The organism is Bradyrhizobium sp. (genome assembly GCF_050014615.1).
Classification (GTDB): Bacteria; Pseudomonadota; Alphaproteobacteria; order Rhizobiales; family Xanthobacteraceae; genus Bradyrhizobium.
The window spans coordinates 1-8,656 of record NZ_JBEKCZ010000211.1; the positions used below are offsets into that span (position 1 = coordinate 1).

The 8,656-nt window shown below is 61.7% G+C and carries 10 protein-coding genes and 1 pseudogene; 4 read left to right on the forward strand and 7 right to left on the reverse strand.

The window, feature by feature from the left end:
* The 6 genes from leuB to ABR948_RS25095 all read right to left on the reverse strand — a co-directional run.
* Positions 1-781 (reverse strand): 3-isopropylmalate dehydrogenase (gene leuB / locus ABR948_RS25070; protein ID WP_428123174.1); only part of this gene is annotated, 781 nt, incomplete at its 3' end.
* A 221-nt stretch (positions 782-1,002) separates the two neighbouring features.
* Positions 1,003-1,788 carry a molybdopterin-dependent oxidoreductase gene (locus ABR948_RS25075; RefSeq protein WP_428123161.1) on the reverse strand — a complete coding sequence of 262 codons (786 nt, stop codon included), beginning with the start codon at positions 1,786-1,788 and terminating at the stop codon, positions 1,003-1,005.
* 28 nt (positions 1,789-1,816) lie between these two features.
* Entirely contained in the window at positions 1,817-2,455 is a 639-nt protein-coding gene (locus ABR948_RS25080; RefSeq protein WP_428123163.1) for a cytochrome b/b6 domain-containing protein, read from the reverse strand.
* Positions 2,456-2,659: 204 nt separating this feature from the next.
* A complete protein-coding gene (locus tag ABR948_RS25085; RefSeq protein ID WP_428123176.1) occupies positions 2,660-3,214 on the reverse strand; it encodes a fasciclin domain-containing protein in 555 nt (184 codons plus the stop codon).
* Between the two features lie 268 nt (positions 3,215-3,482).
* Positions 3,483-4,040 carry a sugar O-acetyltransferase gene (locus tag ABR948_RS25090; protein ID WP_428123165.1) on the reverse strand — a complete coding sequence of 186 codons (558 nt, stop codon included), beginning with the start codon at positions 4,038-4,040 and terminating at the stop codon, positions 3,483-3,485.
* Between the two features lie 34 nt (positions 4,041-4,074).
* The gene (locus ABR948_RS25095; protein WP_428123167.1) at positions 4,075-4,857 is read right to left on the reverse strand and encodes an SDR family oxidoreductase; all 783 of its coding nucleotides are present in this window, start codon (positions 4,855-4,857) and stop codon (positions 4,075-4,077) included.
* A gap of 92 nt (positions 4,858-4,949) precedes the next feature.
* On the opposite strand from ABR948_RS25095, the gene ABR948_RS25100 reads away from it, so the two are divergent.
* A complete protein-coding gene (locus ABR948_RS25100; protein WP_428123169.1) occupies positions 4,950-6,488 on the forward strand; it encodes a malonate--CoA ligase in 1,539 nt (512 codons plus the stop codon).
* A 95-nt stretch (positions 6,489-6,583) separates the two neighbouring features.
* Positions 6,584-7,024, forward strand: a complete 441-nt coding sequence (locus ABR948_RS25105; protein ID WP_428123170.1) for a GNAT family N-acetyltransferase — start codon at positions 6,584-6,586, stop codon at positions 7,022-7,024.
* On the opposite strand, the gene ABR948_RS25110 is transcribed toward ABR948_RS25105, so the two are convergent.
* Entirely contained in the window at positions 7,021-7,872 is an 852-nt protein-coding gene (locus tag ABR948_RS25110) for a sulfite exporter TauE/SafE family protein (RefSeq protein ID WP_428123172.1), read from the reverse strand. The genes ABR948_RS25105 and ABR948_RS25110 overlap by 4 nt on opposite strands.
* 254 nt (positions 7,873-8,126) lie before the next feature.
* Between ABR948_RS25110 and sdhC the strand changes: the two genes are divergently transcribed.
* Positions 8,127-8,525 (forward strand): succinate dehydrogenase, cytochrome b556 subunit, encoded by a 399-nt coding sequence (sdhC, locus tag ABR948_RS25115; RefSeq protein ID WP_428123173.1) that lies wholly within the window; start codon positions 8,127-8,129, stop codon positions 8,523-8,525.
* A gap of 29 nt (positions 8,526-8,554) precedes the next feature.
* Positions 8,555-8,656, forward strand: a pseudogene (locus ABR948_RS25120) (succinate dehydrogenase, hydrophobic membrane anchor protein); the annotation flags it as partial.

An 8,656-nucleotide genomic window follows, 5' to 3' on the forward strand; every position in this document is an offset into this window, starting at 1 on the left:
CCGTCAGCATCGCCGCGATATCACTGAGCATATCGCCGAACAGATTGTCGGTGACGATGACGTCGAACTGCTTCGGCGTTTTTACCAGATTCATGCCGCCGGAATCGGCCAGCTGGTGATCGAGCTGCACGTCCTTGTATTCGCGCGCATGCACCTGCGTGACGACTTCGTTCCAGAGCACGCCAGTCTTCATGACGTTGCGCTTTTCCATCGAGGTTACCTTGTTGCGCCGCTTGCGCGCGAGATCGAAAGCAACGCGGGCGATTCGCTCGATTTCAAAGGTGTCATAGACCTGGGTATCGACCGCGCGTTTCTGCCCGTTGCCTATATCGGTGATGGTCTTCGGCTCGCCGAAATACACCCCGCCGGTGAGTTCGCGCACGATCATGATATCGAGGCCCTCGACCACCTCGCGTTTCAGGCTCGATGCCTCCGCCAGCGCGGGATAGCACACCGCGGGCCGCAGATTGGCGAACAGGCCGAGATCCTTGCGCAGCCGCAACAGCCCGGCTTCGGGGCGCACCTCATAGGGAACGCCGTCCCATTTCGGCCCGCCGACCGCGCCGAAGATCACGGCATCGGCGGCTTGCGCGGTGGCCATGGTCGCGTCGGTAATGCTGAGCTGGCTCGCATCATAGGCGGCGCCGCCGACCAGGCCCTGCTCGGTCTCGAAATGCGCGATGCCTTGCGCGTTAAGCCAGTCGATCAGGCGCTGCACCTCCGCCATCACTTCGGGGCCGATGCCGTCGCCTGGGAGAAGCAGCAGTTTATGGGTCGCCATCAGAAGGTCCTTGTGTATTTTCATTCGTCATTCCGGACGCCGAGCATAGCGAGGCGATCCGGAATCCGGCGTGAGATGGATTCCGGGTACGCGCCGACGCGCGCCCCGGAATGACGGGGAAGCGGGATTGCTAGAGCGGCGTTGCGCAAATGGCAAGACACCATTGCCACGGCTTTTCAGAAGAGGCTGGGGAGGGGTTCCTCCTGAGGACCTCTCGCTGCTCAGCTCCCGCTGAATGAATTATAGCCCTGATCTTCCCAATAGCCGCCCTTGTAGTCGTTGGTGACTTCCATTGAGACCACATATTTCGGATTCTTGAATCCGAGTTTGGTTGGCACCCTGATCTTCATCGGAAAGCCGTAGGCCCGCGGCAGGATTTCGTCGCCGAATTTGAATGTCATCTGGGTCTGCGGATGCAGCGCGGTGCGCATGTCGAGAGGCGAGTTATAGCCCTCCCGGTCGGCGCACTGGAACCAGCAATATTTGGCGCGCGTGTCAGCGCCGACCAGCTTGAGGAAATCGCGCAGCGGCGTGCCGGTCCAGCTTCCGATCGCGCTCCAGCCCTCGACGCAGATATGGCGCGTGACCTGCTTGACCTGCGGCAGCTTGTAGAGCTCCTCCAGCGTCCATGATTTCTTGTTCTCGACCAGGCCGCTGACCTCGAACTTCCAGGTCTTGCCGTCGACTTCGGGCGCGTCATCGAGTTCGTAATAGGCGTTGAACGGAAACGGCTTGGTGATCGCGCTTTCCGGGAAGGTCGGCGCCAGCGCATCGGGGTTGAAGATCAGCGCCTGCACGCTGTCATTGAACTTCGAGACCTTCTTCAGCATCTCTTCCGCCGAAAAACTGTCGGACACGTCGCAGCCGGTCAGCAGCGTCAGTGCGCCGAAACTGGCGCCGCCGGCGATGAAGCGGCGACGCGCCAGATCCGGCATCGTCTTTACGGCGTCGCGAACCAGCAATTGCTTGTCGACGCCTGGAATCAGAAGCGAGCGAAGGCGGCCCATGATGTGTTCTCCTCGAAGTCTCTATTATTTAACGCCCGATGATCATGGCGCGCAGGCTTTTGGGTACCAGCAGTGCCAGCGCGACATGAATCACCATGAAGGCGACGATCGCCGACATACAGACGAAGTGGACGTAACGCGCGATATCGTAGCCGCCGAACAAAGCCGTCAGCCACTGCAGCTGCACCGGCTTCCAGATCGACAATCCGGACAGCACGATCAGAACGCCGACGACGATGATGCCGGTATAGAGCAGTTTCTGCACCTGGTTGTATTTGGTGAGGTCGTCATGCGACAGCTTGCCGGTCAGCGCCGCCCTGGTATCGGCAATCACGCCCGCCGGCGAGATCGGCAGCAGCTTCCTGGCGAAGCGCCCGGTCGCAAAGCCGAGCGTGAGATAAACCAGGCCATTGACCATCAACAGCCACATCGCCGCGAAATGCCAGAGCAGCGCGCCACCGAGCCAGCCGCCCAGCGTGATCGAGTGCGAAAACGTAAACTTGAACAGCGGTGAGGCGTTGTAGATCTGCCATCCCGACATGATCATCAGGATGATCGCCACCGCATTGATCCAATGCATGATCCGGACCCATGCCGGCTGAATCACAGCCTTTGTGGGCTTTGTGGCGGGTAAGGTGCGCTCATCGTTGGCGGCTAGGCTGGACATGACAGTTCCCTTGGCAGTTCCCTTGGCAGTTCCATCGCTGACAACTGGTTCGCTTTATATACGCCGGAAGCCGGCCCTTCGTTACTAATTTGCCGATGACCGGATTGATCCATGCCGGGCATAGCGGTCACAAAAAAGCGAGCCGGGTTGCCCCCGGCTCGCCATGCGTATCCCGACGGGGATGCGATCAGGACACGCTTGGGGTTACGACGCCGGCATCAGGACGGTGTCGATGACATGGATCACGCCGTTCGACTGATTGACGTTCGAGATCGTGACGGTCGAGGAATCGCCCTTGGCGTCGACGATCATCACCTTGCCGTCGGCCTTCTTCACGGTCAGCTCTTCGCCTTCGACGGTCTTGAGCTTCTTGCCGTCGGTCAGGTCGGAGGCCTCAAGCTTGCCCGCCACCACATGGTAGGTCAGGATCTTGGTCAGCGTCGCCTTGTTCTCGGGCTTCACCAGGGTGTCGACGGTGCCGGCCGGCAGCTTGCCGAAGGCGGCATTGGTCGGCGCGAAAACCGTGAACGGACCCTTGCCCTCCAGGGTCTCGACCAGACCGGCGGCCTTCACCGCCGCCACCAGCGTGGTGTGGTCCTTGGAGTTGACGGCATTCTGGATGATGTTCTTGGAGGGGAACATCGCGGCACCGCCGACCATCACGGTCTTTTCCTGTGCGCTGACCGGCGCAACAATGACGGCCGTCAGAGCCAGCGCGCTGAAGGCGACGGCGGACAAAAGTGCGATACGCTTGGACATTGACTTGGACATGGAAACGTCTCCCGTTGAGTGCGTGACCAGCGGAGGTCCGCCGGCGATGAGGGGGCCAACAACGACGCTGGTATGGGGTTGACTGCGTCGCCGTTGGGCCGAGTTACGGGAGGTTTCGGGGCCGGTTTCAGGGAATAAATTTTCAAAAATTTGAAACTTATTCCGGCGCAGGCCGTGTCGATTTGTGACGACTGCTGCGACAGCGATTTCAGGTCGAAAATCAGGGAGTTTTGCGAGACGCGGGAAAGCCGTGCCCTCAGTCGGCAATCGAACGAATGACCCTCGCCGGGTTTCCTCCGACAAGAGTATTGGGGGGAACGTTCCTGGTGACGACGGAACCCGCCGCAACAACAGAGTTTTCGCCCACCGTCACGCCGCCGATGATCGTCGCGCCGGCTGCGATCCATACGTTTCTTTCAATCACGATGGGCTTTGCGATCGTGAAGTCGCGCCGCCGGGACGGCTCGACGGGATGCCCGGACGTGATGATGCTCACGTTCGGCCCGATCATCACATCGTCGGCGATGTCGAGCCCGCCAAGATCATAAAAAGTGCAGTTCTGATTGACGAAGACATTGCGCCCGATACGGATGTCGGCCCCACCGGTCGTGTAGAATGGCGGAATCAACAAGAAGCTATCGTCCACCTTCTTGCCGATGAGATCGCTGAACAAGGCCCGGACCTGGTCCGCATCGTTGAACGTCAAACGGTTGAGATTGGCGGTGATCGCCATCGCTCGCTTGACGCTTGCCGCCATGGCTGCTGATTCCGGCGTTCGCCTCGGAATTATCGTGGTGCGATCACCATTCGCCATTCGTTATTTTCCTCCGTCTCGCGGTAAACCGCCGCTAATCCCGGCTGGCGGGGGTCTGCAAAAAGCCCCGGTTCCAGGTCGGGCTGATCAGGATCTCGTTGATGCAGACCCGCGGCGGCATGCTGGCGACGAAGGCGATGGTGCGGCCGAGATCTTCGGGCTGCAGCATTTTGGCCTGCTCTTGTTCCGACGGAGCCACCGGCCGCAATTTCAGGATCGGCGTCGCGACCTCGCCGGGCGACAGGCAGCACGCCCGCAAGCCATTGGCACATTCGTCCATGTTGAACGAATGGGTCAGCGCCAGCACCGCATGCTTGGTGGTGGTGTAGGCCGGGCCAGGCATTTTCGAGACATGACGGCCGGCCCAGGATGCGACGTTGATGATGCAGCCGTCCTGTTGCGCCCGCATCGCCGGCAGCACCGCGTGCATGCAATACAGCACGCCGTTGAGATTGATCTCGACCAGCCGGTTCCAGCCTTCCAGTTCCATATCGGCCCAGCTGCGTTTCGGCACGTTGATGCCGGCGCTGTTGACCAGAAGATCGATGCGGCCGTGTTTGGCGAGAATCTGCGCCGCGGCCTGGTTGACGTCGGCAGCCTTGCTGACATCGAGCGCGATCGCCTCGGCCTTGCCGCCGGCCGTGCTGATCTTCGCCACCACGGCGTCCAGGGCCTCCTTCCGGCGCCCCGACACCACCACGGTCCAGCCATCGGCGGCCAGCGCTTCCGCCCCGGCCTCGCCTATGCCGCTGCCGCCCCCGGTGACCCAAGCCACGCCCTTCCCGTTACAAGCCACGCGTTCCCCGTTATTTGACATGCAAACTGTCTCCGTTGCCTTGTGAAGGGCCTGTTTGCTATTGAACCCGCTTGGGATTATGTGGCCCTGCGACCCACCCACCGGAATGATGCATGACTGCGACCGACAAAACCACCGTGAACGGCAACCTGTTTTCCCGCCTGTTCGACGGCGTCGACGATCCAAACCGGCTCGCGATCGAAACCGTCGAGGGGCAGCGCATCAGCTATGGCGAGTTGGTGGCCCGCGCGGGCCAGATGGCGAATGTGCTGGTGAACAGCGGCGTCAAGCCGGGCGATCGCGTCGCCGCCCAGACCGAAAAATCGGTGCCGGGCCTGGTGCTCTATCTCGCCGCGGTGCGGGCCGGTGCGGTGTATCTGCCGCTCAACACCGCCTATACGCTGAACGAGCTGGAATATTTCATCACCGACGCCGAGCCCTCGCTGGTGGTGTGCGATCCCTCCAAGGCGCAAGGCATCGGCGCGATCGCGGCGAAGGTGGGCGCCAAGGTCGAAACGCTGGATGCCAACGGCAAGGGATCGCTGACCGATGCCGCCGCCAAGGCAAAGCCCGAATTCATCACCGTGGCGCGCGCGGACGACGACCTCGCGGCCATTCTCTACACCTCGGGCACCACGGGGCGCTCCAAGGGCGCGATGCTGACGCATGATAATCTCGCGTCGAATTCGCTCTCGCTGGTCGATTACTGGCGCTTCACCGACAAGGACGTGCTGATTCACGCGCTGCCGATCTATCATACCCACGGCCTGTTCGTGGCGAGCAATGTCACGCTGTTCGCCCGCGCCTCGATGATCTTCCTGCCGAAATTCGATCCCGAGCTCATTATCAAGCTAATGGCGCGCGCCACCGTAATGATGGGGGTGCCGACCTTCTATACACGGCTGCTGCAAAGCCCGGCGCTGAGCAAGGAGTCCGCCAAACACATGCGGCTGTTCGTTTCGGGTTCCGCGCCGCTGCTCGCCGATACCCACCGCGAATGGGCCGCGCGCACCGGTCACGCCGTGCTCGAACGCTACGGCATGACCGAGACCAACATGAATACCTCCAATCCCTATGACGGCGAGCGCGTCGCCGGCGCGGTCGGCCATCCGCTGCCCGGCGTCTCCGTGCGCGTCACCGATCCCGAAACCGGCAAGGAGCTGGCACGCGAAACCATCGGGATGATCGAGGTCAAGGGATCCAACGTCTTCAAGGGCTACTGGCGGATGCCGGAAAAGACCAAGGCGGAATTCCGCGACGACGGTTTTTTCATCACCGGCGATCTCGGCAAGATCGACGCCAAGGGCTATGTGCACATTCTCGGCCGCGGCAAGGATCTCGTGATCTCCGGCGGCTTCAACGTATACCCGAAGGAAATCGAGAGCGAAATCGACGCCATGCCGGGCGTGATCGAATCCGCCGTGATCGGCGTGCCGCATGCCGATTTCGGCGAGGGCGTCACCGCCGTCCTGGTCTGTGACAAGGGGGCCGGGGTCGACGAGGCTTCGGTGCTGAAGGCGCTCGACGGCAGACTGGCAAAGTTCAAGATGCCGAAGCGGGTGTTTGTGGTCGATGAGTTGCCACGCAACGCCATGGGCAAGGTGCAGAAGAATATCCTGCGCGACACCTATTCGAAAATTTACGCGAAGTGATAGACTTCACGCTGTCATTCCGGGGCGATGCGAAGCAGCGAACCCGGAATGACGGAAACTGGATCGCGTCGTCGCTTTGCTTCGATGGTGTAGCCATGCCAATCGCTCTACGCCCCGCACGCGCCGACGATTTCGATTTCTGCGCCGGCCTTTACTTCTCGGGCATGGGTGAGACCATCCGGCAATTGAAGCTCGACATGGTCGCGCAAGCCACCCATTTGCGCGAGCGCTGGACGGTTCCGGAAGTCCAGATCATCACATCGGATGGCGCCGACATCGGCTGGATTCAAAGTTCGATCCGGGACAATGCGCTGTACCTGGAACAGATTTTCATCGATGCGGCCTTCCAGCGTCATGGCATCGGCACCAGGATCATCAAGGACCTGATAAGTCAGGCTACGCGGGCCGGACAGTCAGTCACACTCGGCGTCGTCAAAACCAATCCGGCGCGAAACCTGTACGAGCGGCTGGGATTCCGCATCACTCATGAAGATGAAAGAAAGTTCTACATGCGGCGCGAGCCTCGAAGCCCTTAAAGCAGGCTGATCACAAACCTGCCGCCGACGATAAAGAGATAGCAGCCGAACGCCAGTTCCAGATTGCGTTTCGACATCGCATGCGCCGCCCTCACCCCGAGCGGCGCGGTCCACAGGCTGGTCGGCATCACAAGCACGGCGCCGATCAGCGATACGTAACCGATCGCAAACGGCCATTGCAGCGCCGCGACATCGGGATAATGCGCCGCCGCGGGCCAGCCGGCATAGACATAACCGATCGCGCCGGGAATCGAGATCAGCACCGCCAGCGCCGACGAGGTCGCGATTCCCTGATGCAGCGGCCGGCCGTAGAACGTCATCAGCAGATTCGAGAACAACCCGCCACCGACGCCCATCAGCGTCGACAACAGCCCGATGCCGAAGCCGTAGATCCGCATCAGCGGTCCTTTTGGAAAATCGTCGCCGAACTTCCAGGTCTCCCGCGCCAGCAACAGTCGCGCCGCCGCCGACCACGCCACCATCACGAACACGATCTTGAACAGCCGCTCCGGCGCGTAGCGTGCGGTCACGCTGCCGGCGATAACGCCGACCAGCACCGGCAGCCACCATTGGCGCAGGATGTCCATATCCACCGCGCCGCGGGCGTAATGGGCACGATAGGACCGGATCGAGGTCGGAATGATGATGGCCAGCGAGGTCCCGATGCACAGCGGCATTCGCACCTCGAGCGGCACCCCGGCGAGCCGGAAACATTCATAAAACACCGGCACCAGGATGGCGCCGCCACCGATACCGAACACGCCGGCGAGAAACCCCGACAGCGCGCCCACCCCCACCAGCAGCAACGCGAGTTCAAGCAGCTCGGAGGCGTTCAACCCTGCGACCATCGTCCCCGCCCCGTTCGAGCCCCTGTTTTGACCGCGAATAGGCTGGTCATGAATCGGGCTTCATCGGAGCTAGGCACCAGCGTCCGGCGGCGCTGTCAATCCCCGTCAATGCAGGGCTCATCTGAAGCTATGAACATTCATTCGCAAACGATGATTTCGCCGTTGCGCTCGCTGTTTCGACTTCGTAAATAGAATTCGTCTACCGCGATCCCCGAAGGGCCCCTGCGGAGGCCCGCCAACTGTCAAAGCCGCCGATGACCGCCAGGATCGAACGACCGCTTTCACCCCACGTGCAGACCTATCGCTGGACCCTGACGATGGCGCTGTCCATCGTCCACCGCGCCACCGGCGTCGCGCTGTATTTCGGCACCTTGCTGCTGGCGTGGTGGCTGATCGCTGCGGCCTCGGGGCCGGCGGCCTATGCCCATGTGCAGGCCTTTACCTCCAGCTTCCTCGGCCGCCTGATCGTGTTCGGCTATACGTGGGCGCTGCTGCATCATCTGTTCAGCGGTCTTCGGCATTTTGTCTGGGACCTCGGCTACGGCTTCAAGGCCAGCGAACGCGAGGCCCTGACATGGGGTGCGCTGATCGCCGGCATCGCCGCGACGGTGCTGCTGTGGATCGTGGCCTACGCGATCGGAGGCGGCCGATGACCGAACCCGTTACGCAAGCCGCGAAATCGATGCGCACGCCGCTGGCCCGCGTCCGCAATCTCGGCGCCTCGCATTCGGGCACCTCGGACTTCTGGCGCCAGCGCGTGACCGCCGTGGCGATGGTGCTGCTG

What these genes read in the sequence shown, in the direction of transcription:
- ABR948_RS25075 (WP_428123161.1), bottom strand. Translation starts at nt 1,788, where the DNA reads ATGGGCCGCCTTCGCTCGCTTCTGATTCCAGGCGTCGACAAGCAATTG.
- ABR948_RS25080 (WP_428123163.1), bottom strand. Translation starts at nt 2,455, where the DNA reads ATGTCCAGCCTAGCCGCCAACGATGAGCGCACCTTACCCGCCACAAAG.
- ABR948_RS25085 (WP_428123176.1), bottom strand. Translation starts at nt 3,214, where the DNA reads ATGTCCAAGCGTATCGCACTTTTGTCCGCCGTCGCCTTCAGCGCGCTG.
- ABR948_RS25090 (WP_428123165.1), bottom strand. Translation starts at nt 4,040, where the DNA reads ATGGCGAATGGTGATCGCACCACGATAATTCCGAGGCGAACGCCGGAA.
- ABR948_RS25095 (WP_428123167.1), bottom strand. Translation starts at nt 4,857, where the DNA reads ATGTCAAATAACGGGGAACGCGTGGCTTGTAACGGGAAGGGCGTGGCT.
- ABR948_RS25100 (WP_428123169.1), top strand. Translation starts at nt 4,950, where the DNA reads ATGACTGCGACCGACAAAACCACCGTGAACGGCAACCTGTTTTCCCGC.
- ABR948_RS25105 (WP_428123170.1), top strand. Translation starts at nt 6,584, where the DNA reads ATGCCAATCGCTCTACGCCCCGCACGCGCCGACGATTTCGATTTCTGC.
- ABR948_RS25110 (WP_428123172.1), bottom strand. Translation starts at nt 7,872, where the DNA reads ATGGTCGCAGGGTTGAACGCCTCCGAGCTGCTTGAACTCGCGTTGCTG.
- sdhC (WP_428123173.1), top strand. Translation starts at nt 8,127, where the DNA reads ATGACCGCCAGGATCGAACGACCGCTTTCACCCCACGTGCAGACCTAT.